Below are 25,156 nucleotides of genomic sequence, written 5' to 3'. Positions count from 1 at the left end.
CGCGGTGGCGCCGCCCCCCCGGGGGGCGCACCACGACCGCGACGACGTGATCCTCACGCCCCACCTGGGGGCCTCCACCGTGGAGGCCCAGGCCAGCGTGGCGGCGGAGGTGGCCGACAACGTGGTCTCCTTCCTCACCACCGGCACGGCCCCCAACGCCTTGAACGTCCCCCCGGCGTCCCCCGAGGCGCTGCGCCGGCTCGGCCCCTACCTCGACCTCGCCCGCAGGATGGGCCTCTTCCTGGCCCAGGTCCTGGAGGGGGCTCCAGAGACGGCCCGGGTCCTGTGCCGGGGCACGGCCGCCGAGGAAGGGGGCGAGCTCGTGACCGCCTCGTTTCTCTCCGGTTTCCTCACCCCGGTCCTCTCCCACCGGGTCAACGCGGTCAGCGCCCCCGCCCTGGCCCGGGAACGGGGCCTCCGGGTGGTGACGAGCACCACCGAGGAGACCCAGGACTTCACCGACCTCCTGGCGGTGGAGGTCGCCGGTCCCTGGGGCCGACGGGTGCTGGAGGGCACCGTCTTCGGGCGCCGGGAGCCCCGGATCGTGCGCTTCGACGAGTACCGCCTGGACGCCCTGCCCCGGGGCACGCTGCTGCTCCTCTCCAACGACGACGTGCCCGGCGTCATCGGGGACATCGGGCTGTGCCTGGGACGAAACGGGATCAACATCGCGGGGATGTACAACGGCCGCACCGAGGCCGGGGGGAAGGCCATCACCCTGGTGAACGTGGACGAGCCCGCCCCCGAGCCCGTGCTCGAAGAGCTGCGCCGGCTCCCCCACCTGCGCAGCGTGCGCCAGCTCTTCCTGTGAGCACCGGCCGAAAGAACCCCGGGGACCGCCCGTGACCGCGCTTCGCGCCGCCTGGACCCGGGCCCGCCGCCTTCTGCGGGATGCGGGGCCTTTGTGGACGGCCTCCCTCGCGCTGGACCGCACCGGGGTGCCCGCCCTGGGGCTTTGGCCGCGCCGCACGTTCTCCCCCGACACCCTCACTGCCCAGGTGACGACCATCCTTCGCGCCTGGGGCCTGCCCGAAGACCACATCGCCGTTACCGCGGAACACCTCTTGTATGCGGACCGGCACGGCATCGACTCCCACGGCTGCGCCATGCTCCTGGAGTACCACCGCGGGGTGACGGCCGGCCGTTGGAACCCGGCCCCGCGGATCGAAACCGTACGCGAGGGCCCGACTACGGCCCTGGTGGACGGCGGGGGAGGCCTGGGGCACGTCCCCGCGGACACCGCGATGAAGCTCGCCATCGCCAAGTGCCGAGGCACCGGCCTGGGGGCCGTGGCCGTCCGAAACTCCGGCCACTTCGGGGCAGCGGGCGCCTACGCCGCCCTGGCCGCGAGAGAAGGGCTTCTCGGCGTGGCGATGACCAATACGCGAACCCCTGCGGTCGTCCCCACCTTCGGCATCCAGGCCGTGCTGGGGACCAATCCCCTGGCCGTTGCGGCGCCCGCTCGCCGCAACCGTCCGTTCCTGCTCGACATGGCCACCAGCACCGTCCCGTTGGGGCGGCTCCTGGGTGCCTGGCGCAGAGGGCGCTCGATCCCCGCCGGCTGGGCGCTGGACCCGGCGGGCAGGCCCGTCACCAGCCCCCGGCGGGCCGCCGCATTTCGCCGGCTCACGCCCCTGGGGAGCAGCCCGGAGCTAAGCAGCCACAAGGGCTACGGCCTGGCCGCCGCCGTCGAGATCCTTTGCGGGGTGCTCCCGGGGCTGCGTTCCGGCGGCGGAGCCGGCGCCGATCCCCGGGTGGGCCACTTCTGCCTTGCCCTGGACCCCGGTTGCTTCTGCGACGGCGATACCTTCGGGGAGGACCTGGACATCCTCCTGGATTCCCTGCGGTCCTCCACTCCGCGCAACCCGCGCCAGCCCGTGCTCGTGGCCGGAGACCCGGAGTACGCCGCCAAGGAGGAACGACTGCGCAGGGGCATCCCGCTTTCCCGCGGCGTCGTCGAGGACCTGCGGACGATCTGTCGGGCGTGGGAAGTACCCTTCCTCCTGGAACCCGAGGCCGCGGTGCGCCCGTGATCCGCCGCCTCCCGACCCGGCTCTGGGGGAGCGCGGTGGTGGCGGCAGCCCTTCGGGGGCAGCGCCGCCTTCCCTACGCTCCCCGGGAGGCCCTCGACGACGCCCGCGACCGCCGCATCCGCCGCATGGTCGCCTACGCGGCCCGGCACGTGCCATACTACCGGGAGCTCTTCGCCCGGGAAGGGATCGATCCCTCCCGGATTCGAACGGCGGCAGACCTGGACCGCCTCCCCGTGCTCGACCGGGAGCTCGTGCGCTCCCGCCCCGAGCTCTTCGTCGCCCAGACCCGGGCGGGGAAACGGTCCCTGGCCTTCTTCACCAGCGGCTCCACGGGCACGCCCATCGAGATCCGCCACGACCGGCACTCCCTCCTGGCCAACATCGCCTACGGAGAGCGGGAGCGAGTGCCCCTGGTTAAGGGGTGCGGCTCCTTCCGGCCCCGGGAGCTCTACGTGGGATATGAGACCTCGACCTTCAAGAAGGTGATCGCCTTCTACGACGAGAGCCTGCTCTTCCCCGTGCGCCCGCGCCGGCGGTTTGTGCCGCTGCACCAGCCGATCGCCGAGATCGCGGCCATCGCCAACGCGGAGCGGCCCGACGTGCTGGTGGGGTACGGGGGCTGGATCGACCTCTTCTTCAAGACCGTGGCCGCCCGGGCGATCGAGGTCCATCGCCCCCGGATGGTGCTCTACATGGGCGAGGCGCTTCCCCCTGGCTCGCGAGCGTTCATCGAAGAGACCTTCGGGGTGCCCGTCCTTTCCCGGTACAACGCCGTGGAGTCGTTCAAGATCGGGTTCTACTGCGAGGCCCGCGCGGGGTTCCACGTCCACGAGGACCTCTGCCACGTGCGCATCGTCGGCCCACACGGGAGGGACGCAGCGCCGGGCGACCCCGGCCAGGTGGTGATCAGCAACCTCGTGAACCGCGCCACGGTGCTTCTCAACTACCCCCTGGGGGACGTGGCGTCTCTGACCCCGGAGCCCTGTCCCTGCGGCCGCACCCTGCCCCTGCTCTCCGAACTGGAGGGCCGACTGGAGGACATCCTGCCCCTGCCCGGGGGCGGCTTCGCCCACCCGCGCTCGGTCTGGCAGGTCTTCAAGGAAGACAGGGAGGTGATCCAGTACCAGCTCACCCAGCGCGCGCCCGACCACTTTGCCCTGACTCTGGTGACCTTGGACGAGCCCTCGTTCCGGCGCGCCCTCGACCGGGCCTTGCCCGGGCTCCACCGTCTGCTGGGGGAAGCCGCGAGGATCGAAGCGGTGCGGCGAGCGGAGTTCCTGCGCGCCCCGGGGGAGAAGTTCCGCGCCGTGGCGTCGCTGTGCCGGTCCCGCGGCGTCCCCTGACCCCGTCTAACGCCCCGAGACCGCCTGCCGCGTGCGGTCGGCGAGCAGCTCGCGGTGCCCGCCGCGCAGCGCCGCCGCCGAACCGTCCCGAAGGGTCCGGCCCCACTGGGCGAGGAACGGCCCCGGGTCCCGGGCCGACCAGACCGCGTCGACCACAGAGCGGCGGTAGGGCGCGAGGAACTCCTTCAGCCCCACAGGGTCGCGGCGGCGCAGGAGGAGGGAGCAGAGGAGATCGGCGTGGAGGTTGACCCATACCCCGGGCCAGCCCCGGGGCCGGACCTCCTGCGGCCGGCCCTCCACCCGGTCCATCCACGCCATCCCCGCCAGATCCAGGCCCGCCCTGCGCAAGAGGCCGTTGTAGATGACCGAGCGGCCGTTGACCTCCAGAAACCGGAACGTACCATCCCGCTCGTCCCACTTGAACTCGGCGGCAGCCAGGCCCCGAAAGCCGATCCCGCGCAGCAGGGCGATGGTCGCCTCGCGCACGCCGGGAGGGTCGGGCACCACCTCCGCCACCCGGGCCACGCCGAAGCCCGGCGGGCTCTGGCGCAGCTTGTGGACGGTGAGCCCCGGGCCAGGCTCCCCGCGGGCGTCCACGTAGATGCAGTGGGCGTAGATCGTGTCGTCGCTCCCGGGGACGAGATCGGCAACCCGACAGGGGAGCGCGGCCTCGGCGACCCGGCGCAGGCACACGTCCAGTTCCTCCCGGCCTTCTGCCACGAAAAGCTTGCACCCGAACCGGGCGAAGAAGAGGTGTCCACACACGGGCTTTACCACCGCGGGAAAGCGCACGCCGCCGAGGGCCGGGTTCGCCTGCTGCGCCGGGCCGTAGTCGTGGGGCAGCAAGAGTCCCGCCGCCGCCGCAGCCCTCCCCATCTGCTCCTTGTCGAGCAAGGTGCGCACGACCTCGGGAGGCGGAGCCACCACGCGGTAGGCCTCCCAGAGGCGGTCCGGAGCCTGCGCCAGGGCAGCCAGCGCACCGTCGCACGTGGGGAAGACGGCCCACCCGAGCCACCGGCCGGCGCGCTGCTCCAAGAGCTCGGCCAGGAGCGCGGGCTCTTCGTCGAGATCCCGAAGGGGCACGTGGTCCGAAGCGCAGCGGGAATACTGGGCGAGGTCGTGGGGCCGGGTCGTCACGAGGGCGACCGGGATTCCCTGGGCCGCGAGGGCGCGCACGACCCCTAGGCCGTTGATGTGGCCGCCGATGACGACCGCGCCGACGCCCATCCGGTTCAGGAAAACGCCTGGGAGAAGGCGCGGCGCTGCTCCTCGCTCCCCAGGAGGACGAGCTCGCTGCCGGGCACGAGCTCGGTGGCGGCGGTCGCGAGCACGGTGTGGTGGTCGGGGAGGCGCACGGCGAGGAGATTCAGGCCGCTGCGGCGGCGGATCTCGCTCTCGGCCACCGTGCTCCCCTCCAGGCTGCGGGGCACCGGTAGATAGAAGAGGTCGAAGCCCTCCCCCAGGATGACCGCCTCGCGCCCCTGGAGGAGGGCGAGCACCGCTTCGGCGCCCAGGGAGGCGTAGCTCAGCACGAAGTCCGCGCCGGCCCGGTGGATGGCCTCGATGTTGCGCTCGTGGGTGATGCGGCTGACGATGCGCAGGCTCGGGTTGAGCCGCCGGCAGTACACCGCCAGGTAGATGTTCATGGCATCGTCGTTCGTAGTCAGGAGCACCGAGGGGGCCTCGGCCAGCCCCGCCTGCATCAGGAGGTCGCGGTCGGCGGCGTCCCCCAGGAAGAGCCGGTCCGCCACCCCCTCGAGGCGGGCTCCCACGGACTCGTCCCGCTCGATGAGGTGTACCGGCACCCCACGGCTGCGCAGCGCCCGTGTGGTGGCGCACCCCACCTTGCCGCCCCCGATCACCAGGACCGGGTTGAAGTTGGTATTGTAGATCACGAGGTACGCGTCCAGGGCGTCCATCTGCTCGGCTGTGCCCATCACCACGGGTACGCTGCCGTCTCCCAGGCGGGTCTCGGGGGTCGCGGGCACCATGCGCCCCCGCTCCCACACCGCTACCACGTTGAGGCCGAAGGCGTCGCGAAGGCGCGCCTCCCGGATGGTGCGCCCCGCCATGGGCGTGTTGTGCACCGGGAACTCGGCAATCAGAAGCTCGTCGAGCCGGCCGATGACGTGGCCGTGGAGGTGGCCGGCGTTGATCCGGTTGGCCAGGTGCTCCCCCAGGCGGCGTTTCAAGGGGAGCACGTGGGTGCTCCCGCTCAGCTCCAGGAGGTCCACGGACTGGTCGTGCTCCGCCACCGCGGCGATGGGCACCTCGGGAGCGAAGTCCCGGATGGTGAGGGTGATGTTGGTATTCACGGTGTCGCGGCAGTTGGCAATGACCATCCGGGCCCGGTCGGCCCGGACCGCCTCGTAGGTCACGCGCTCCTCGACGCCCCCCACCACCACGGGAATGCCGTCGAGCTCCATCTGGGCGCCCCGCACCGGATCGAGCTCGAGCACGTAGTGGGGGACACCGAGACTGCGCAGGCGCGCCATGAGGGCCGTGGCGAGGCTGTCGTGCTGGCACAGGATCACGTGGTCCCGTGTGCCGGCGGGTACGCTCCGGGGGGCCTGGAGGCGGGTGCGCGCTTCGAGCCAGGGCGCATAGAAGAACCGGATGAAGACGAAGGGAAGCACGATGAGGAGGAGCACGACCCCGGTGAGGAGCACGGCGATGCTGAAGAGCCGCCCGATGTCGCTGTGGAAGGTGATGTCGCCGAAGCCCAGGGTCGTCATCACGGTGAGAGTCCAGTAGAACCCGGTGACCCAGGAGTGCTCCTGCCCTTCGGCGTGACGCATGATCAGGCGAAAAGCCGTGGCGAAGGCCGTGATGGTGCCCAGAAGGATCAAGACATAGCGCACCAGGACCTTGGCATTTCGCCGTGCCTGGCCCTGGGAGAGGAGGGTAGCGAGCTGGCTGGCGAGGAACTTCATGGTCTGGCGGCCCGACACCCGGCGGCGCGGGCTCTCAGCCGGGCTCTACCGACCGGACCCACGCATCGACTGTCCGGGCGTCCTCCTCGGGCAGATCGAGGAACTGGAGGCCGAACCCCGGGGGTTGGGAGGAACCGGGCCGGTAGCGGCGCGTCCACACCACCCGCGCCCGGCACTCGAAGGCCCGGTCGACACCGGGAACCCGGAAGCGGATCTCGTACACTTCCCCCGGCGAGCGCTGCTTGGTGGTGGAGATGAACATCCCGCCCCGGCTCACGTCGAGGGCGTAGCCGAAGAAGACCTCGATCCCGCTGATACAGCGGGCCTCGCACACGACGATGGGGCTGCGCGGGTGGGCCCTCCGGTTGGGGGCGCCTGCCTGGCCCTCGGCCGTTTCGCTCATCGCGGCTCTCCGGTCTGCCGGCGGAAGAGAAGGGAGCGGCCGAAGTATACCGTCTCGAACCCCGGGACGCCCGGAAAAAGCGTCTCCGCTGCCCCCAGCACCAGGTAGCCCCCCGGAACCACCGCGCGCCCCACGGCGCCATAGAGGCGCTCCTTGCCCTCCCGATCAAAGTAGATGGCCACGTTGCGGCAGTACACGGCGTGGAAGCGCTCCCGGGGGGCGCCCTGCAAGAGGTTGAACGGTTCGAAGCGCACGCGCCGCCGGACCTCCTGGCAGACCCGGGCCAGGCCCCCGGGCTGCTCGTCGAAGAACTTGCGGCGGGTCTCCGGGTCGAGGCCGCGTCGCAGCTCCAGGGGCTCGTACACCCCCTCCCGGGCCTTGGAAAGTGAAGCGGCGCTGATGTCGGTGGCCCACACCTGCACGTCGAGCTCACCCCGTTCGACCCGGTCCCAAAGGGCCATGGCGATGCTGTAGGGCTCCTGGCCCGTGCTGCACCCGGCGCTCCACACCCGGAACGGGGCCGGCCGGGGCAGGCCCTTCGCGAGCTCCGGGACGATCTTCTCCCGCAGGGCCAGGAACGGCGCCTCGTCCCGGAAGAAGCTCGTCTCCCCCGTGACCACCGACTGCACCAGGGTCTCCACCCCCCGGGGGTCGGCTTCCACCCGCCCGGGCAGCTCCCCCCAGGAGGTGCACCTGAGCGCTCGGAACAGGCCCTGGAGCCGGCCCACGACGAAGTACCCCTTGCTCGCGGCCAGGCGGATCCCCGTGTGGCGGTACACCAGGTCGGCGATGCCGCGCAGGGCTGCGTCGTCCAGCGGTGGAAGCTCCGGGGCGGGCATCTGTCTCATCGCGCCTCCTGTCTCGCCCCCTCGGATCGGCCGCGCGGGGTCCGGCCTTGAGGGCCCCGCCTGCGCCACTTGCCCTCGGGGAGGAGTTGGGGGCATCCTCGGCGCACCGTTCCCCCGGGAGGACGCCATGCGGGCAATTGTGGTGGGTGCGGGCGAGGTGGGGTTCCACACCGCCGAGCGCCTGGCTCAGGAGGGCCACGAGGTGGTCCTGGTGGAGAACAGCCGGGACCGCCTGCGGGAGGTGGAAGAGCGCCTCAACGTGCTGGCGCTCGCCGGCAGCGGAGCCCGGGCCGACACCCTCGAGGAAGCGGGGATTCGGGACTGCCGCGTCTTCATCGCCGTCACCGACGTGGACGAGGTGAACATGGTGGCGTGCCTGCTCGCGCGAGAGTACGGGGTGCCCACCAAGATCGCCCGGGTCAAGTCCCTGGGGTACTCCGCCCGCGACGCCGTGCTCAACGCCGAGAAACTCGGCATCGAGCTCCTCATCAACCCCCTCGAGGCGGTGGCCACCGACCTCATCAACATCGCGGGGCACGCCGCCGCCGTGGAGGTGGCCGAGTTCGCCGAGGGCCGAATCTTCTTCGTGGGCTATCCCATCGCGCAGGACAATCCCGTCTGCGGCCTCTCCATGGCCGACCTCCGGGACCTGCGGGCCATGTATCCCTTCGTGGTGACCGCCATTACCCGGGGGGGCCGCACCCTCATTCCCCGGGGCGAAGACGTGGTGGAGGCCGGGGACCACGTCTTCCTCGTGATGCGCACCGCCGATCTCCCCAGCGTGCGGTACCTCCTGGGGATCGACAAGGGCGAGGTGCGGCGGGTCTTCGTGCTGGGGGGCGGCGAGGTGGGGTTTCGGGTGGCGCACCACTTCGAGCGGCTCGGCATCCAGGTCAAGGTGGTGGACCCGAGCCGGGCGGTGTGCGAGGGCCTCGCCGAGCGCCTCGGCAAGGCGGTGGTGCTCCACGCCGAGGTTACCGACGTGGGGGCCCTCCAGGCCGAGGGCCTGGGGAAGGCGGACGTGGTGGTCGCCACCACCGAGAACGAGGAGGTCAACATCCTGGCCTCGCTCCTGGCCAAGCGCCACGGCGCCCACCGGGCCCTGTGCCTGGTGAACCGGCCGGCCTACGTCTCGCTGGTGCCGGGCCTGGGCATCGACGCCTGCATCAGCCCGCGCCTGTCCACCGCGAGCGCCATCCTCAAGTACGTACGCCGGGGCGGCGTCTTGAGCGTGGCCACCGTGGAGGAGAACCAGGCCGAGGTGCTGGAGCTGCTCGTGACCCCCGAGTTCCGGTGGCTCGGCCGCCCCCTCAAGACCCTGGAGTTCCCCGCGGGGGCCATCATCGGCGCGGTGGTGCGGGGCCCGGATGCCTTCATCCCCGACGGGGAAACGGCTCTCCAGCCCGGTGACCGGGCCGTCACCTTCGCCCTGCCCGAAGCCGTGCCCACGGTAGAGGACTTCTTCGGCGCCCCATGAACACCGCCGTCCTCCTCAAGGTCCTCGGGGCGCTGAGCGTCTTCCTGGCGGGGGTCCTCTGGGTGCCCCTGGGCCTTTCCCTGGCGGATGCAGACGGGGCGTGGCCCGCGCTGGCGGCGTCGGCGGCCCTGGCCGCCGCCCTGGGGGCCGGATTCCTCCTCGCCACCCGGGGCACCCGCCCCGAGCTCACCCACCGGGAGGGGTTTGGGGTGGTGACCCTGGGCTGGGTCCTCTTCGGGGTCCTCGGGGGTCTGCCCTACTGGTTTTCGGGGGTGTGCCCCTCCCTGGTGGACGCGGTCTTCGAGTCGCTCTCGGGCTTCACCACCACCGGCGCGACCATCTTAACTGACATCGAAGCCGTGCCCCGGAGCCTGCTCCTGTGGCGGGCGCTGACCCACTGGCTGGGGGGCATGGGCATCATCGTGCTGGGGCTCGCCATCCTCCCCATGCTGGGGGTCGGCGGAATGCAGCTCTTCCGGGCCGAGGTCCCGGGCCCCACGGCGGACCGCTTGCGGCCCCGCATCCAGGACACCGCCAAGCTCCTCTGGGGCGTCTACGTGGGGCTCACGGCGGCCCAGGTGGTGCTGCTGCTCCTGGGAGGACTCGACTGGTTCGAGGCCGTGTGCCACGCCTTCGCCACCCTGGCCACGGGGGGGTTCTCCACCCGCAACGCGAGCGTGGGCGCCTACCAGAGCGCCTACGTGGACGCCGTGGTGACCGTCTTCATGTTCCTGGCCGGCGTGAACTTCGCGATTCACCACGCGGTGCTCGTGGGACGGGGCCGCAAGGCGCTCCGCAGCGAGGAGCTTCGCTTCTACGCCATCCTCACGGGGGCCGCCATCGTCATCCTCACCGCGGCCAACGCCGGCACGGCGTACGACAACCTCCTGGAAAACCTGCGCTACAGCTCCTTCCAGGCGGTTTCCATCCTCACCACCACCGGCTTCGGCACTGCCGATTACGAGACCTGGCCCTTCGTGTGCCAGGTGCTCCTTGTGCTCCTCATGTTCGTGGGAGGATCCGCGGGGTCCACCGGGGGCGGCATGAAAGTGAGCCGGGTGCTCCTGCTGCTCAAGCACGCCGTGGTGCAGGTGTGGAACGTGATCCACCCCCGGGGGGTGCGCCGGGTCAAGCTCGACGGCCGCCCCGTGCCCGACGCGGTGCTCCAGGGGGTGCTCGGCTTTTTCGCCCTCTTTCTCCTGGTCACCGGGGCCGCCTCGCTGGGCATGGCGCTCCTGGGGGTGGATCCCATCACGGCCGTGGCCTCGGTGATCGCCTGCGTGAGCAACATCGGCCCGGGCCTCGGGGAGGTCGGCCCGGCCGAGACCTACGCCCAGCTCCCCCAAGCGGGCAAGGTGCTGCTGTCCTTCTGCATGCTGCTCGGCCGCCTGGAGCTCTTCACCGTCCTCGCCCTCTTCTTCCCCAGCACCTGGAGCAAGTAGGCCCCCGGCGCCTTGGGCCGGACTGCCGGTCCCGGGACAGCGCCCGGACCGGAGCGCCGATTGGGGGAAACCCCCCATTGCTCGGGATTCTGGCCGCCGCTATTCTCCGGCCAAGACCGGAGCGCGCGCATGGGCGTCGCAGGCCGAACAGCCGGGGGGCAGGAAGGGGGCCATGGACCGAAGGGAGTTCCTGAAATCCGGAGCCTTGGGGCTCACGGCCCTGGCGGCCGGTCCGGGTGCGCTCCTCCCGGCATCGGCCCGGGCGGCCCACTTCCCCGGGCACGGGCCCATCCGCCTCGCGCTCCGGGAGGTGCTGGCCGAGATGGTAGACGGCACCCTCGCCTACATGTGGGCCTACGACGCGGGGGAGCCCTTCGGGCCTCGGATCCCGGGGCCGGTCCTGGTGGCGGTGGAGGGGGACCGCATCCGCCTCGAGGTTTCGAGCGGTCTGCCGGGAGAGCACACCTTTGCCGTGCCCGGCGTGGTGGAGCCGGTTTCCCTTCCCTCACGAGAACCCGTCGCCATCGAGTTTCCGGCCCCGGAGCCCGGGACCTACCTCTACCTGGACGCCGCCAACCCTCCGGTGAACCGCACCCTGGGGCTCCACGGCGCCCTGGTGGTGCTGCCGCGTCTGGGCAGCGCGCCCTACCGTCGGGTGGACCTGCCACCTCTTCCTTCGGGCGAGGTTCACCCTGTCCGCGCCCTCTTCGACGACCTGGGCAGGGCCGATCGCGGATTCCCCGGCCACTTCTGGGAACCCGGCCGCACGTGGATCTGGGTCTTCAACACGGTCGACCCGGCCAAGAACGAAGCCGTCTTCTCCGATCCGAGCCTGCCCGCGGCCGCGTTCACCGAGGGCTATCGTCCCCGGTACTTCACGATCAACGGGAAGAGCGGCTTCTTCGCCTCCCACGACCACGACATCGCCCCCCACGGCCGCATCGGCCAGCCCGCCATCCTGCGCACCCTGAACGCGGGGCTGGCGACCCACTCGCCCCACATCCACGGCAACCACGTGTTCGAGCTGGCGCACAACGGGCGGGTGAAGGACAACGTCGTCGCCCTCGACACCTGGGCGCTTCGCCCCCTGGACCGCAAAGACCTGCTCCTTCCCTTCATTCGGCCGCCGGACGTGCCGGGCGACGCGCGCGTCGTCGACCAGGACCGGCCGGCCTGGCCGCCCCTGGAGGAAGGCTTCCCGCAGGCCTTCCCCATGCACTGCCACACCGAGTTCTCCCAGACCGCGGCGGGGGGCAACTACCCCCAGGGGGTGGTCACCGACTTCGTCATCGAGGACGACCTGAGCCCCCAGGACGAGGCCATCGCCGTGGACCGGGCCGACCTGCGGGTGCGGATCGGACGCCTGGCGCTCGCGGGGCGCAGCTCGGGGGCGGCCGGCACGGTGCTTCAGGTGCGCGCGGGAGCCGGCCCGGAGGGGCCCCTCCTGGGGGATACGGAGGTCCTCGGGGACGGCACCTGGACCTTCGAGGGGCGGGCGTTGGCGGCGGTGGCCGCCGGGGCCGTCACCGTGTTCTCCCCGGCCACGGGAGCCGTTCGGGCGGGCGTGCGCCTGCTGCTTCGCTGACCCCTGGAAGAGGAGGAGAGCGCCATGGCCCTGCCCGTGATCTCCCGCGACGCCGTCAACGAACGCCATCACCACGAGCTGGATCTCGCCGATCCCGAAACCCTCGAGATGTTCGAGAAGTTCGGGTGCAACGTGCGGGTCGAGGGTTCCCCGCCCACTCCGGACCGGGTGGAGCCCCACGTGGCCCTGGTGCGCGACGTCTTCACCAGCCTGGACATCCGCATGCCCGACGGCCGGGAGGTGCGCATGTGGGGATTCGAGGACGGGGACAAGGTGGTGCTTCGGCCCTACCCCCTGCCGCCACTCATCGAGGACCCGCGTCGCTCCTTCCCCTCGGCGGCCATACGGGTTCGGGAGGGGCAGATCGTCCACACCACGGGGAAGATGAGCCACAACTCCCACACCATCCACCACCACGGCATCGAGCCTACCGCCGTCAACGACGGGGTCGGCCACACCTCCTTCGAGGTCACGGGCAGCTACGACTACCAGTGGCGCGCCGCCTACGCGGGCACCTACCTCTACCACTGCCACAAGAACACCACGCTCCACTTCGAGATGGGGATGTACGGCCTGCTGATCGTGGACCCGCCGGAAGGCCCCGGCTTCGCGCGCCGGGCCATGGAGGTGGTGCCCTACGACGTGGAGGCCTGGTGGGTGCCCGACGAGATCGACCCCCGCTGGCACGACATCCACCACAGCGCCGGGCTGGACTGCCCCTTCGACGACGAGGATCCGGGCCTCAACTACATGGACCCCGAGTACTTCCTCATCTCCGGCGTACCCCATCCCTGGAGCCGCAACAGCCCCCTGGCCGGGGAGAACCCCGGAGTCGCGGCGGAACTCGCCGCGGGCCAGACGCTCCTCGCCCGGGTGGCCAACGCGTCCTACGCGGTCCTGCGGATCACCCTTCACGGCCTCGACTCCGAGGTCATCGCCGTGGACGGCCGCACCCTGGGCGGCCCCGGCGACGGCCGCTACTCCCGCCCTTTTCTCCTGCCGTCGGGCGTCCCCTTCGAGCTCACCACCGCCCAGCGATGGGACCTCCTGGTGCGCCCTACCGCCCCGGGCACCTTCCCCGTCTCCATGGAGTTCCTGCACTGGATCAGCGGAGACGTGATCGGGGTGGCCGAGACAGAGATCGTGGTCCAGGGGGTGTGACGGCGTTGGGAGGAAACTCCGGCTCGCGCAACGAGCAGCCGCGAACGCGAGTGATCCAGGTGCGCACCGGCGATCTCTTTCCCGAAGCTCTCGGGGATCTGGTGGCCCGGGCGCTTCGCCAGTTCGAGCCCGAACAAAGACGTCCCCCAGTACCCGCCCTTCAGGGCAGCCCCACACCCAGCCCGCGCAGCACTCCTTCGATCTTCTCCCGGCTGGCCCAGTAGAAGTTGGGTTCGGCGAAGCGCACGATCCCCTCCCGGTCGAGGATTACGGTGGTGGGCAGGGCCCCGATGCAGTAGTCCTTCCACACCGAGAGCTCCCGGTCGAGGGGCACCGGCAGGGAGATGCCGCGCTCGCGCAGCTCTTCCCGGAGCTTGGCCACGTGGGCCGGCGAGAGGAGCTGGGTTTCCTGGTTCACGGCCAGGATGGCGAGCCGGTCGCCCAGGGAGGTCTGGAGGCCCTGGAGGAACGCGAGCTGCTCCATGCAGCGGGGGCACCAGGTGGCCCAGAAGACCAGGAGCACCGGCTTGCCCCGGAGCGCGGAGAGCCGCACCGACCCGCCCTCGAGGGTCTCGAGGGTGAAGTCGGGTGCCGCCGTTCCCTCCTGCACGCACAGGGCATGGCCACCCCCGGCCCCGAGAAACCAGCTTCCCGCCGCCAACAGCGATGCTAGCAGAACCGCCCTCCCAAGCCGTGCCATGTGCTTCTCCTCCCTGCCGGGTCCCGACCCCGCGTCGCGCGCTCCGAGCGCTTCGAGCCTAGCATCGGAGAGTGCACCGGCAACCGCTGAAAAGCCCCACACCCCCGGCAGGGGTCAAGAGACCTGCCCCTGGGGTCGATAGACCAGGAGCACCGTCGCGGCATACCGGGGGCGCTTCTTGCCTTCGCAGCGGCCGCCTGCCTGGGATGCACGAATGCTCAAGAAGATCCGCGTGGAAGACCTCGAGCCCGGGATGTTCGTGGCCGACTTCAACACGCCCTGGCTCCTGCACCCCTTCTTCCCCAACCGCATCACCGTGCGCAGCGCCCGCGACGTCGAGCAGATGCTCCGGTGCAGGATGACCGAGGTATACATCGACACGGCGCGGGGTGCCGACAGCGGCAAGGCGGTGGCCGCCGAGGAAGCCGAGCGGGAGCTCGGCGCCCGGATGCGGGAAGAAGTGCTCGAGCCGGCGGAGCCGGAGCCCGTCCCCGCCCCGGTCCCCTTCGAGGCCGAGTACCGGCGGGCCCGCGAGCTCTACGACGAAGCCAAGTCCTCGGTGGAGCGGCAATTCGGTGAGGTGGGCCGGGGGCGCCGGGCCGACGGGGAGGTGGCCGACCGCACCGTGGGCGACCTGATCGCGTCGATCTTTCGCAACCGCGACGCCATGCTGAGCCTGGCGCGCCTCAAGAGCTTCGACGAGTACACGTTTCACCACAGCCTCAACGTGGCGGTGCTCGCCCTGAACCTGGGGGTACAGCTGGGCATCCTCGACCGGGAGCTCCAGCGCCTGGGCATCGGAGCCCTCCTGCACGATCTGGGCAAGGTGCGGCTTCCCGGGGGGCTCGTGCAGAAGCAGGGCCCCCTGGACTCGCGGGAGTACGAGGTGGTGAAGACCCACTCCCTCCACGGGGCCCGCATCCTGCTGGAGTCCGGCTCGATCCCCGAAGACTGTGCCGCCGTGCCCCTGGGCCACCACGAGCGTTACGACGGGACCGGCTATCCCCGGTGCCTCACGGGCGCCGGCGTGGGAAAGTTTGGCCTCATCACCGCGATCGCCGACGTCTACGACGCCATGACCACCGACCGGCCCTACCAGAAGGGGATGGCGTCCACCCACGCCCTGCGCAGGCTCTATGGCTGGGCCGGGACCCACTTCCACCCCGTGTACGTGCAGAAGTTCATCCAGTGCGTGGGGATCTACCCCGTGGGCACCGCGGTGCACCTCTCCACCGGCGAGGTGGGGATCGTGGTGCGGCAGAACCGGGACAGCCTGCTTCGCCCCTGGGTGCGGCTGGCCCGATCCGCCCGCGGCATCCCCCTGCGGCGGCCCACCGACGTGGACCTGCGGGACCCCGACCCCCGGGGAGAGGCGCCCCACGCCCGCACGATCATCCAGGTCGTGGACCCCCGCGGCACCGGCCTGGAAGTGGATGCCGTCCTGGGGCGTGAGACGTGGAGCGTGACGGGTGACGGGTGACGGGTGACGGAGGTTTCCCTCCCATAGGTCCCATGCGTCCCATAGGTCCCATGGGTCTCCTCTAGCGGTACCCTGGAAAATGCCCCCTCCCCTACCGGACCGCGGGCTCCGGGACCGGCGCGGCGGCGCTGCGCTCCCCCCGGAGCAGGTGCGGGTTGGGGGATGCGTGGGGCTCGTGGCAGGTGGAGCACTTCTCGTCCGCCGCGTAGGAATGGCCCGGCGGGGGGCTGTCGTGGCACTCCACGCACAGATCCCTCTCGGGCATCCGCAGGGAGGCGCCGGAAAATCCCCCGTGGGGATCGTGGCAGTGGAGGCACCCCTCGTCCAGGGCGGCGTGGGTATGGGACGCGCCCTGCTCGGGCACGTCGTGACAGCCGGCGCACAGGGCGGAAGGGCGGGCGGCGAGGAACTTCTTCTCACCTCCCCCGTGGGGCCGGTGGCAGGCGGTGCAGTCCTGCGCGGCCGAGTGGTCCTTGCGTCCTTCTCCCGTCTGGGACACGCTGTGGCACTCCCCGCAAACCCGGGCCTCCGAGGCTCGGAGGAGTCCCTTGCGCGCCGACAGGTGCGGGTCGTGGCACGCCATGCACTCGCCGTCGGCCACGGGCTCGTGGATTCGCTCCCCCTGGGCCGCCATGGTCCTCTCGAAGGGGTGGCAGACCCGGCACGCCTGCACCGCCTCGCTCGCCTTCAACCCCTGCCCGGAACCCTTCCCGTGACAGGCAGAGCACTTGCCCTGGGTGAGGGGGAAGTGGAGCGTCCCCCGCACCAGCCGGTTGGTGGGCGAGGCGTGGGGCGGGTGGCAGGTGGCGCAGGTCTCCGGAGCCAGGACGAGACCCCCGTGGAGGCTCGCCATCTGGGGGTTGCGGGCCGGATCGTGGCACGCGCCGCATCGGGTCGCGGCGGCGGAGGTTCCCTCGTCCCGGTGGGGGCTGTGACACCCGCGACAGCCCTGGACCACCGGCGCGTGGATCGTCTTTCCCTTCGCCACGTCGTCGTGGCACTCGGCGCAGCGCTCGCCCACATCCTTGCGCACGAGGCCCGACCCCATGGCGGCGTGGGGATCGTGGCAGGCCGTACAGTCCGAGAGCTCGCGCCCGTGCCCTTTCTTCGTCACCTCGGCGTGGCACGAGGTGCACAAGGCTTCTGCTCCTTGACGCAGCAGGCGGCTCTGCCGGCCGTGGGGGTCGTGGCACGTGCTGCACGCGCGCTCCCCTCCCACCCGCGCGTGGAGCGTCACCCCGGTGGCCCCCTTGCCCTGGTCGTGGCACGCCTCGCAGGGCCCCGGCATGGCGCCGGTGAGGATCTTGGGAAAACCGGAGAAGTGGGGGTCGTGACACGCGGCGCACCCGCCTTCGTCGTACGCGGCGTGGGTACCGTCGCCGGCGGCAAAGCCGGGGTGGCACGCCGTGCACAGATCCTGGGCGGCCCCCTTGAGGAGCTTGCGTTCGGGGGCTGCGTGGGCGTCGTGACAGCGGTTGCAGCGGGAGATGTTGGCCCGGAAGTGGAGGTTTCGCTCGGGCCCCTCCCGGTGGGCCGGGTTGGCGGAGCTCACCTCGTGGCAGCTCAGGCAGACCCCGGGGTAGCCCCCGGCCCGAAGGGACTGGTCGGCTTCGTGGCAGGAGGAACACCGGGATATGTCTCCGCCGTGGATGCGCTGGGGACGAAAACCGGGGGGCGCGGGCTCCGCCCCCATTGCCCGGAACACCTCGCGGGTCTCGCGGCCCACGGTGATGCGGTTGAGCCCGGGAGAGAGGGGGACCTTGATCTCCACGATGGAACCCGCTTCCAGGCGGGCCGAGGCTTCGCTCGCCTTGCCCCCGCCTTCGACCCGAACCCGCACCTCGGAGCCCTGCTGGCCGAACCCGTGCACCAGCACCGAAGCACCCTGCACCACGGTCTTGTCGACCGGCGCCACGAGCTTGAGCGCATGGGCCGGAAGGGCCCAGGCCAGGGTGAGGGCCGCAACGAGGAGAGCGGCACTGCGGTGCATGGGACAACCTCCGGATGGGTTGGCTGGGTCTGGGGCCGCCTCGGGGCGGCTCCGGTGTGTGAAATGGCGCAGGCCCCAGAGCGCCCCTTCGCTCCGATCCCGCGAGCTCATACCGTATCGGCCGGCACACCGCGGGACGTGACCCTACGCTGACCCTACGTCGAGCACTTTCCAAGCAAGAATGGGGCCAGAGGACTGGCAGGGGGCAGGGGGCAGGGGGCTGGGGGCTGGGGGCTGGGGGCTGGGGGCTGGGGGCTGGGGGCTGGGGGGCAGGGGGCTGGGGGCTGGGGGGCAGAGAACCGGTCAGCATGCAGCGATCCGCTGGAATCAAGGCGGCTCAACGGCTCGGCCTCTTCCCCCTTCACGTGTCACCCGTGACCCGTCACCCGTGACCCGTGACCCTTCACTCTTCACCCTTCACCCTTCACCCGTCACCCGTCACCCGTCACCCGTCACCCGCCCGGCTTGCGCCAGGCGGCGGTGCAGGGGGCTGGTGCGGGGGAAGTGGGTGCGGAGGAACTCCATCTGGTCGGCGAGGATGCGCTTGCCCTGGAGGTAGACGTACTCGGCCCGGGTGGGGGTGAAGGGAACGGCCAGAAGCTCCAGCCCGGCTTCTTCGGGGGTGCGGCCCGCCTTGTGGTTGTTGCAGCGCTTGCAGGCGGTCACCACGTTGTTCCAATAGTCCCGGCCGCCCCGGCTCAGCGGGGTCACGTGGTCGCGGGAGAGCTCCCGGGGGGGAAACGGCACGCCGCAGTAGAGGCAGAGCTGGGCGTCGCGCCGAAAGAGCGTGGCGTTGGAGAGGGGGGGCTCGTAGACGCCGCGGAGCCCGGCCCGCCGGTCGCCGGTGGTGGCGAGGATCGAGGTGACCTCCACCGCGCTCCGCCGGCCGGTGCGGGCGTTGACCCCGCCCCGCAGGCGGTAGAGCAGCGTCCCGAGGCAGTAGCAGACCCGCCCCAGGTGGTGCAGCCGCACCGCCTCCTGGTAGTCGATCCACTCCAGGGGCATCCCCCCCACGTCCACCCGGAGCACCTGCTGGTCCAACCCGTACACGGCGCCTCCCGACCGGGCTGCGCCCTCGCGCCTGCCCGCGTCGGACGATCCTTTTAGCAGGAAGGAGAGCTCACCGTCAAAGGGGGAGACCTTGCCGGGCGGCCGCGAGACCGCCACAATGCGGCCGCGACCTCGAGGCCGGGGCCGACGATCCAGGTCTCACGCGGCTCCGCGAGGCGTGCAACCCCGGCCCGTTGCCTCCGTAGGAGGGGGGCCGCGCCAGTCGACGCGCGCAACCCGTGGCCGGGCGCCTGGGCGAGGCGCCCCTACCCGATGCACATCGAGGAGAGGTAAGACGTGGAAGGTTTCCTTCGGGAGTTTCTGGAGCTCTTGCGCAATCTCGGCAAGGAGCTTGTCTACATCCTCCCCTACCTGCTGGTGGGAGTCCTGATGGAGGCCACCATCCGGACACTCAAGTGGCACGTGAAGCTCCGGAAGGTCCTGGGCCGGTTCGGACCCTTCACCATCCCCGTGGCCACTCTCCTGGGGCTCGCGAGCCCCCTGTGCGCCTGCGCGACGCTGCCGCTGGTCATCTCGCTGCTCGTGGCGGGTCTGCCGCTCGCCCCCGCCGTCGCGCTGCTCGTGGCCTCGCCCCTCATGAGCCCGGCCTCCTACGCGATGCTCTCGGGCATGCTGGGGCTGGGGTGGGCCAACGTGGTGCTGGTGTGCGCGCTCCTGCTCTCGCTCTTCGCGGGCTACGTGACCTTGTGGCTGCGCCCCCGGGGCTTTTCCGAGGACGCGATCTTCCGGCAGAAGCTCCCGGAGGGGAACTTCCACGACCCCGACTACCCCGTGGAGGAGCTCCGGTGCGAGTGCGGCCGGCAGCTCTCCCACCGCGTGGACCGGTGCACCCACAACCCGGTGCTGGTGTTCCTCGCCCGGGTGTGGGAGGGGGGGCTGCGCATCGGCAAGTTCGCCCTGGTGGGCATCGTCATCGAGGTGGTGGCGCTCCAGTTCATCCCCCGGGAGTGGGTGGTGAGCCTGCTCGAAGGGCAGGGCGCCTGGCCCATCCTCGCGCTGACCTTCGCCACGGTGCCCCTGCACCTGCCACAGGTCACCGCCGCGTCGATGCTCTTCGGCTTCTACCTCCCGGACCCCGGCGAGGCGCTGGGCCTGGCCAAGGGCCCCGGCATCGCCATGCTGGTGGGGGGGCCGGTGACGGCGCTCCCGGTGATGGGGGTCTTCCTCACCATGTTCCACAAGCGGGTCTTCTTCCTCTACCTGGCCCTGTGCGTGCTCGGCACCCTCATCTTAGCCTTCGGGTACCGCGCCCTGCCCTGGACGTTCTGAGGGGAAGTCCGGCCCTTGCTGCGTCCGCCGCCGGGTAGTATTTTGCTACCCGCACCCCCGTTCCGGAGGCGGCCATGGGCATGCCGGTCAAGTTGTCGGACGAGCTGGTCACGGCGGCGCGAGCCGAGTCCGAGGCGAGCCAACGCTCGATCGCGGCCCAGGTAGAGCACTGGGCCCGCCTCGGCCAGGCGGTGGAGGCGGTGCTTCCCCATCCCGACGTCCTGGCCCTCAAGCGAGTCCCGGACCTGTCGGCGGCCTTCCCTGACCGCTCGAAGAGAGAGGCCGTTCTCGCCATTTTGGATCGGCTCGCCACCTCTCCCAGGCGCGGCGCCGCGCTTCGGCGCGTGCGAGGGGGCGAGGGGCCGGTATACGGGAGCGACCCGGACTACCCCGGCCTGGTGGTCCGAATCGACCCGGACGGGACCCGCACCCCCGGGCGGTTCGAGAAGCGCCGGTTCGTGCCCGCGGCCTGATCCTCATCTACATCGGGCTGGAGTCGCCCGAGCTATGTACGGCCCGAGTTGCTCAGCGCGTCGCCACGGGTGGCCACGAAGTGCCCGACGAGAAGATCTGCGCCCTCTACCCGCGCGCCGCCGCGAACCTGCGCGCAGCCCTGGCGTTCGTCGACCACGCCTACCTCCTCGACTACAGCTCGTGCGATCGGCCTTACCGGCACGTGGCCACATCCCGCGGCGGCAAAGTCGCGCGCCGGTCGTCTGCCCCTTCCCCCCTGGGCGGCGGATTTGCCTGGGCTGGGCCCGGCGGCCCGGTGGCCCCGCGCCGGGAAGCGAGCGGGGCAGCGCCGGCCTCCCTCGCAGCGGAGGCGCCGACCCGAGGGCTCCTCTCCTCCTTGACCGAGGGCCCGGGCCCAAGTAGAAGACATTTCCCTTCCGAGGGTTCCCCACGCGCTCCAGGCCCGGCGGGGCCTCGTCCCTCGGCACCTCTTCGAAGGAACGGCGACCATGCCCTTCGTGTTCGATAGCCTCTTCCTCGAGATGACCGCGATCCTCGTGGTGAGCGCCGTCATCGGCGCCCTGGCCACCCAGCTGCGCCAGCCCCTGATCGTGGCATTCATCGGGGTCGGGGTGCTGGTGGGACCCTCGGGGCTCGATCTCGTCTCGGCCCACGAGCAGATCGAGCTCCTGGCGGAGCTCGGCATCGCGCTCCTGCTCTTCGTGGTGGGTCTGAAGCTCGATCTCCACCTCATCCGCACCACGGGCCCCGTGGCGCTGGCGACGGGCCTCGGGCAGGTGCTCTTCACCTCGCTCTTCGGGTTCCTCATCGCCCTGGGGTTCGGGATGGGGACGGTGGAGGCCCTCTACCTGGCCGTGGGGCTCACCTTCTCGAGCACGATCATCATCGTCAAGCTCCTCTCCGACAAGCGCGAGATCGACGCCCTTCACGGGCGCATCGCCCTGGGGTTCCTCATCGTGCAGGACGTGGCGGCGGTGCTCGCGCTCATCGGCCTTACGGCCCTCGGAGCCGCCCCGGGCGGCGAGGGGGGGATGCTCCGGGAAGGCCTGCGGGTTGCGGGCGTGGGCCTCGCGTTCCTGGGGGTGGTGGGCCTCCTCATGCGCTACGTGCTCCCGCCCCTGCTGGACCGGCTCGCCCGCTCCCAGGAGCTCCTGGTGCTCTCGGCGATCGCCTGGGCGGTGCTCCTCGCAGCCCTGGGCGACACCCTGGGATTCAGCAAGGAGGTGGGAGCATTCCTCGCGGGCATCTCGCTGGCTTCGACCCCCTACCGGGAGGCCATCGCATCCCGCTTGGTGAGCCTGCGGGACTTCCTGCTCCTCTTCTTCTTCATCGACCTGGGGGCGAGGCTCGACCTCTCGCTGCTGGGGGCCCAACTGGGGCCCGCGGCGGTCTTCTCGGTCTTCGTGCTAGTGGGCAACCCCCTCATCGTCATGGCGATCATGGGGTTCATGGGGTACCGCAAGCGCACCGGGTTCCTGGCGGGCCTCACCGTGGCCCAGATCAGCGAGTTCTCCCTGATTCTCGGCGCCATGGGCGTGAGCCTGGGGCACCTGAGCCAGGAGGCCATGGGGCTCCTGACCCTGGTGGGGCTCGTGACCATCGGGCTCTCCACCTACCTGATCCTCTACTCCTACCCGCTCTACAACCGGCTTTCCCCCCTCCTGGGGATCTTCGAGCGGCACGTCCCCCACCGGGAGCAGGCCGAGGACAGCCCCGGCGGCGCGGGGGCCGAGGTGATCCTCTTCGGCCTCGGCCGCTACGGCCGCAACATCGCCAAGAACCTTCTGCGGCGGGGCAAGCAGGTGCTCGGGGTGGACTTCGACCCCGAGGCGGTGGCCGAGTGCCAGGCGGAAGGCCTGCCCGTCCGGTACGGCGACTCCGAGGACCCGGACATCCTGGAGCACCTGCCCCTGGCCGGCGCCCGGTTGGTGGTGAGCGCCGCCCCTGGGCGCGAGGCCAACCTCACGCTGCTCCGATCCCTTCAGGCCCACGGCTACCGGGGCAAGGTGGTGCTCACCGCCCACAGCGCAGCGGAGGCGCGGCTCTTCCAGCAATCCGGTGCCGACCGGGTGCTCTTTCCTTTCGCCGATGCCGCCGAGCAGGCGGTGGACGCCCTGGGCGGGGCCGCCGACCACATCCAGGCGGCCCACCCCTGGGGAGTCACCCTGGACGAAGTGCGGGTGGGGAGCGACTCCCTCGCGGCCGGCCGGTGCATCAAGGATTTGGCGCTGCGGTCCCGCACGGGCGCGTCGATCATCGCCGTGGACCGGGCCGGCCGAAGCCTCTTCGACCTGGGGCCCGACTTCCAGGTCTTCCCGGGGGACCGGCTCGTGCTCGTGGGCGCCCCGGACGCCCTGGCGCGGGCGCGGGAGGCCTTGCAGGCCACCGCCTTCGAGGAGGCGCAGCCCACGCCGTTTCGCATCGGTGAGGTGGCCGTGTCCGAGGGCTCGACCTGGGCGGGCCGCTCCCTCGCCGAGATCGACCTGCGGGGCCGGCACGGGGTCAACGTGATCGGCATCCAGCGGGGGGAGGAACGGCTCACCGCCCCCGAGCCCGGCGAGGTGCTGCGGACCGGCGACCGGCTGGTGGTGGCGGGAGCCGCCCACGACGTGGACGGCCTGTGCGGGGGAGGGGACGTGTGCCACCGACCTGTGGGGGTTTGACGAAGCGCGTGCTGCCAGGGCCCGCGCAGGCTCGCCGCGGGGCCGGCGCCGGACCCGATGCCCCGGCCCCTCGGCCGAGGAGCCCGGGACGAGACGGCGGTTCCCGCTGGGGGGTCAGCCGGGCACGCGGGAGGGCTGTGCCAAAGTGAGCCACGTTCTCACGCACCAGCACCTGGGCGACTCCCTGCGGGAGCACCTGCGGCAGGACTACCCGATCCTTCGCGCCGGCCAGACGGTGGAAGAGGCGTTGGCATCCCTGCGGACCCAGGCCCTGGCGGAGAAGATCGTCTACTTCTACGTCCTGGACGAGGAAGACCGTTTGCAGGGCATCGTACCGACGCGGCGCCTCCTGATGAACCCGCTCGACGCGAAGATCGGGGAGCTGATGGTGACTCGGCTCGTGACGCTCCCCGCCTCCGCCACGGTCCTGGACGCTTGCGAGTTCTTCACGCTGTACCGCTTCCTGGCCTTTCCCGTGGTCGACGACGAAAAGCGCCTGCTGGGCATCGTCGACGTGGGCATGTTCGCCGAAGGCTTCTTCGATGCGGCCGAGGCGAGCTCGGCCGAGGCCGCCTTCCAGCTCATCGGCGTGCACCTGGCCCTCTCCCGCCGGGGTTCGCCCTGGGCCCGATTCCGAGACCGGTTCCCGTGGCTCCTGGCCAATATCGGGGGCGGCATCGTGTGCGCCCTCGTGGCCGGGCTGTACGAGCCCCTCCTCGATACCGTGATCGTGCTCGCCCTCTTCATCCCCGTGGTGCTGGCCCTGGCGGAGAGCGTGAGCATCCAGTCCATGACCATTACGCTCCAAGGTTTCGCGGGGCAGGGGGTGACCCGCCGGGGCTTCGCCCAGGCCCTCGGCGCCGAGTTTGCCATCGCCGTGCTGCTGGGTCTCGCTGCGGGCGGTACGGTCGGTGCCATCGCGTGGATCTGGAAAGGGCAGCTCGCCGTGGCCGCCGCCATCGCTGCGAGCATCTGCCTCTCCATGGTGACCGCGTGCCTCCTCGGCGTGGCCCTGCCCACCGCCATCCATGCGTCGGGGCGGGACCCCAAGATCGCTGCCGGGCCCGTGGTGCTCGCCTTGGCCGACGTGGCCACTCTTCTCTTCTACTTCAACGTGGCGGGTCTGCTGCTTCGCTCCGGAGCGACCTGATCTGGTAAGGGGCACCGGGGTGACCTCTTGCCGCCGGAAAGGGAACATCGTGACGATCGTTTACGCCACAGACGGCTCCCCTGCCGCCCGCGAGGCGGGAGGGGTGCTGGCCGGCCTGCCCCTGACGCCCGACGACCGGATCACCCTGCTTGCCGTCGCCTCGCGGCGAGATGCGCCCGCAGTCGGGGAGGTGCTGGCGGCCGCCCGGGAAGACCTGGCGGGCACGCGCGCCCACGTCGAGCCCATGGTGCGCGAGGGTTACCCGGACGAGGAGATCCTGGCAGCCTGCGGGGAGATCGGGGCGTCTCTCCTGGCGGTGGGTGCCACCGGGACCTCAGGTCTGGTGCGGTTCGGATGGGGGAGCGTCGCGGCGCGGGTCACCCGCCACGCTCCGTGTTCGGTGCTCGTCGCCCGCCGGGGGCACAGGCCCATTCGACAGGTGATTCTGGGCTACGACGGGGCGCCCTCATCCCGGACCGCGGCGACCCAACTCCTGCGCTTTCCCTTGCCGGCCCACCCCGAGGTCCTCTTGACGATCGTCCTGCCGGTGCTCGACTCCGAGGCCCCGCGGCGGGAGCCCGTGTGGGTCTCGCCCGGGGTCGACGAGGGCTCGGCGCTCCGAGAGCTGGGCGAGCTCAAGGAGGCGTTTCTCGCTTCCGGCCGCGGGGCCGAGACGGCCATCCTGCGGGGGTACCCCGCCGCACGGCTCCTGGAGCAGGCCGAAGAAGTCCGTGCCGACCTCGTGGTGGTGGGGGCCCACGGCCAGAGCCTTGCCGATCGGTTCCACCGCTTCCTGCTCGGCAGTGTCTCGGAGCAGGTGGCGCGCCACGCCCCTTGCTCGGTCCTCGTGATGCGGGAGGACTGACCGTCTCCCCGCGGGATCGCCGCTGAAAACCGCGGATGGCCCTGGCCCCTTCCTGTTCTCGAGACCTGGTGCCCCGTCGCCGGGCGCAGCCTGGCGGGCGCGCGGCTGCGATCGGCTCTGTTCCGATCCGTGTGGGTTCGCGTCGCGGCTGAGAGCTCGGGAATACGGCCGTTTCACCCGTAGGGGCGCACAGCGTGCGCCCGCCCTCGGGCCCACCCCCAACCCTCCGGGCGCACGCTGTGCGCCCCTACGCGCCCAGACGCCGGGGT

At 71.3% G+C, this 25,156-nt stretch carries 21 protein-coding genes; 13 read left to right on the top strand and 8 right to left on the bottom strand.

The features are described 5' to 3' along the window. From AB1578_09945 to AB1578_09935, 3 genes are all read left to right on the top strand, one after another. Positions 1-811, top strand: an 811-nt coding sequence (locus AB1578_09945; protein ID MEW6488220.1) for an ACT domain-containing protein, incomplete at its 5' end; no start/stop codon positions are given. Between the two features lie 31 nt (positions 812-842). Continuing rightward, positions 843-2,033 (top strand): Ldh family oxidoreductase, encoded by a 1,191-nt coding sequence (locus tag AB1578_09940; GenBank protein MEW6488219.1) that lies wholly within the window; start codon positions 843-845, stop codon positions 2,031-2,033. Then, positions 2,030-3,376: a hypothetical protein gene (locus AB1578_09935; GenBank protein ID MEW6488218.1), complete on the top strand. Its 1,347-nt coding sequence runs from the start codon at positions 2,030-2,032 to the stop codon at positions 3,374-3,376. The genes AB1578_09940 and AB1578_09935 overlap by 4 nt, the downstream gene beginning before the upstream one ends. A gap of 6 nt (positions 3,377-3,382) precedes the next feature. Here AB1578_09935 and AB1578_09930 read toward each other — a convergent pair whose 3' ends face one another. Genes AB1578_09930 through AB1578_09915 form a run of 4 tightly spaced genes read right to left on the bottom strand, consistent with a single transcriptional unit; the run spans position 3,383 to position 7,560 of the window. Then, positions 3,383-4,603 (bottom strand): hypothetical protein, encoded by a 1,221-nt coding sequence (locus tag AB1578_09930; GenBank protein ID MEW6488217.1) that lies wholly within the window; start codon positions 4,601-4,603, stop codon positions 3,383-3,385. Positions 4,604-4,608: 5 nt separating this feature from the next. After that, the gene (locus tag AB1578_09925) at positions 4,609-6,327 is read right to left on the bottom strand and encodes an NAD-binding protein (protein ID MEW6488216.1); all 1,719 of its coding nucleotides are present in this window, start codon (positions 6,325-6,327) and stop codon (positions 4,609-4,611) included. Positions 6,328-6,343: 16 nt separating this feature from the next. Further along, positions 6,344-6,712, bottom strand: coding sequence for a PilZ domain-containing protein (locus tag AB1578_09920; GenBank protein MEW6488215.1), 369 nt, complete (start codon positions 6,710-6,712; stop codon positions 6,344-6,346). Continuing rightward, positions 6,709-7,560 (bottom strand): protein-glutamate O-methyltransferase CheR, encoded by an 852-nt coding sequence (locus AB1578_09915; protein ID MEW6488214.1) that lies wholly within the window; start codon positions 7,558-7,560, stop codon positions 6,709-6,711. The genes AB1578_09920 and AB1578_09915 overlap by 4 nt, the downstream gene beginning before the upstream one ends. A gap of 127 nt (positions 7,561-7,687) precedes the next feature. Between AB1578_09915 and trkA the strand changes: the two genes are divergently transcribed. The 4 genes from trkA to AB1578_09895 all read left to right on the top strand — a co-directional run bounded on the left by trkA (position 7,688) and on the right by AB1578_09895 (position 13,225). Beyond that, on the top strand, positions 7,688-9,037 hold the full coding sequence (trkA, locus tag AB1578_09910) for a Trk system potassium transporter TrkA (GenBank protein MEW6488213.1): 1,350 nt from the start codon (positions 7,688-7,690) through the stop codon (positions 9,035-9,037). After that, positions 9,034-10,479, top strand: a complete 1,446-nt coding sequence (locus tag AB1578_09905; protein ID MEW6488212.1) for a TrkH family potassium uptake protein — start codon at positions 9,034-9,036, stop codon at positions 10,477-10,479. Before trkA ends, AB1578_09905 begins: the two co-directional genes overlap by 4 nt. A 172-nt stretch (positions 10,480-10,651) precedes the next feature. Further along, a complete protein-coding gene (locus AB1578_09900; protein MEW6488211.1) occupies positions 10,652-12,064 on the top strand; it encodes a hypothetical protein in 1,413 nt (470 codons plus the stop codon). Positions 12,065-12,088: 24 nt separating this feature from the next. Further along, positions 12,089-13,225 carry a multicopper oxidase domain-containing protein gene (locus AB1578_09895; protein ID MEW6488210.1) on the top strand — a complete coding sequence of 379 codons (1,137 nt, stop codon included), beginning with the start codon at positions 12,089-12,091 and terminating at the stop codon, positions 13,223-13,225. A gap of 160 nt (positions 13,226-13,385) precedes the next feature. Here AB1578_09895 and AB1578_09890 read toward each other — a convergent pair whose 3' ends face one another. Continuing rightward, positions 13,386-13,925, bottom strand: a complete 540-nt coding sequence (locus tag AB1578_09890) for a TlpA disulfide reductase family protein (protein ID MEW6488209.1) — start codon at positions 13,923-13,925, stop codon at positions 13,386-13,388. 214 nt (positions 13,926-14,139) lie between these two features. Between AB1578_09890 and AB1578_09885 the strand changes: the two genes are divergently transcribed. Next, entirely contained in the window at positions 14,140-15,405 is a 1,266-nt protein-coding gene (locus tag AB1578_09885) for an HD-GYP domain-containing protein (GenBank protein MEW6488208.1), read from the top strand. Between the two features lie 91 nt (positions 15,406-15,496). Here the strand turns inward: AB1578_09885 and AB1578_09880 are convergent, their stop codons facing one another. Together AB1578_09880 and AB1578_09875 are read right to left on the bottom strand one after the other, a co-directional pair. Continuing rightward, entirely contained in the window at positions 15,497-17,395 is a 1,899-nt protein-coding gene (locus tag AB1578_09880; GenBank protein MEW6488207.1) for a cytochrome c3 family protein, read from the bottom strand. A 438-nt stretch (positions 17,396-17,833) separates the two neighbouring features. Beyond that, positions 17,834-18,445 carry an HNH endonuclease gene (locus tag AB1578_09875; GenBank protein ID MEW6488206.1) on the bottom strand — a complete coding sequence of 204 codons (612 nt, stop codon included), beginning with the start codon at positions 18,443-18,445 and terminating at the stop codon, positions 17,834-17,836. Positions 18,446-18,742: 297 nt separating this feature from the next. Between AB1578_09875 and AB1578_09870 the strand changes: the two genes are divergently transcribed. Both AB1578_09870 and AB1578_09865 read left to right on the top strand, forming a co-directional pair. Further along, on the top strand, positions 18,743-19,735 hold the full coding sequence (locus AB1578_09870) for a permease (protein MEW6488205.1): 993 nt from the start codon (positions 18,743-18,745) through the stop codon (positions 19,733-19,735). Positions 19,736-19,809: 74 nt separating this feature from the next. Next, positions 19,810-20,208, top strand: coding sequence for a hypothetical protein (locus tag AB1578_09865; GenBank protein MEW6488204.1), 399 nt, complete (start codon positions 19,810-19,812; stop codon positions 20,206-20,208). 32 nt (positions 20,209-20,240) lie between these two features. Here AB1578_09865 and AB1578_09860 read toward each other — a convergent pair whose 3' ends face one another. After that, positions 20,241-20,366 carry a hypothetical protein gene (locus tag AB1578_09860; protein ID MEW6488203.1) on the bottom strand — a complete coding sequence of 42 codons (126 nt, stop codon included), beginning with the start codon at positions 20,364-20,366 and terminating at the stop codon, positions 20,241-20,243. Positions 20,367-20,697: 331 nt separating this feature from the next. Between AB1578_09860 and AB1578_09855 the strand changes: the two genes are divergently transcribed. The 3 genes from AB1578_09855 (at position 20,698) to AB1578_09845 (ending at position 24,887) form a co-directional block, all read left to right on the top strand. Continuing rightward, positions 20,698-22,872, top strand: coding sequence for a cation:proton antiporter (locus AB1578_09855; protein MEW6488202.1), 2,175 nt, complete (start codon positions 20,698-20,700; stop codon positions 22,870-22,872). A gap of 145 nt (positions 22,873-23,017) precedes the next feature. Beyond that, positions 23,018-24,022, top strand: a complete 1,005-nt coding sequence (locus AB1578_09850; GenBank protein ID MEW6488201.1) for a magnesium transporter — start codon at positions 23,018-23,020, stop codon at positions 24,020-24,022. A 49-nt stretch (positions 24,023-24,071) separates the two neighbouring features. Further along, positions 24,072-24,887, top strand: a complete 816-nt coding sequence (locus tag AB1578_09845; protein ID MEW6488200.1) for a universal stress protein — start codon at positions 24,072-24,074, stop codon at positions 24,885-24,887. Positions 24,888-25,156: the final 269 nt, after the last annotated feature.

The organism is Thermodesulfobacteriota bacterium (genome assembly GCA_040756475.1).
Classification (GTDB): Bacteria; Desulfobacterota; Deferrisomatia; order Deferrisomatales; family JACRMM01; genus JBFLZB01.
This window is presented reverse-complemented; position numbering and strand designations above follow the sequence as displayed.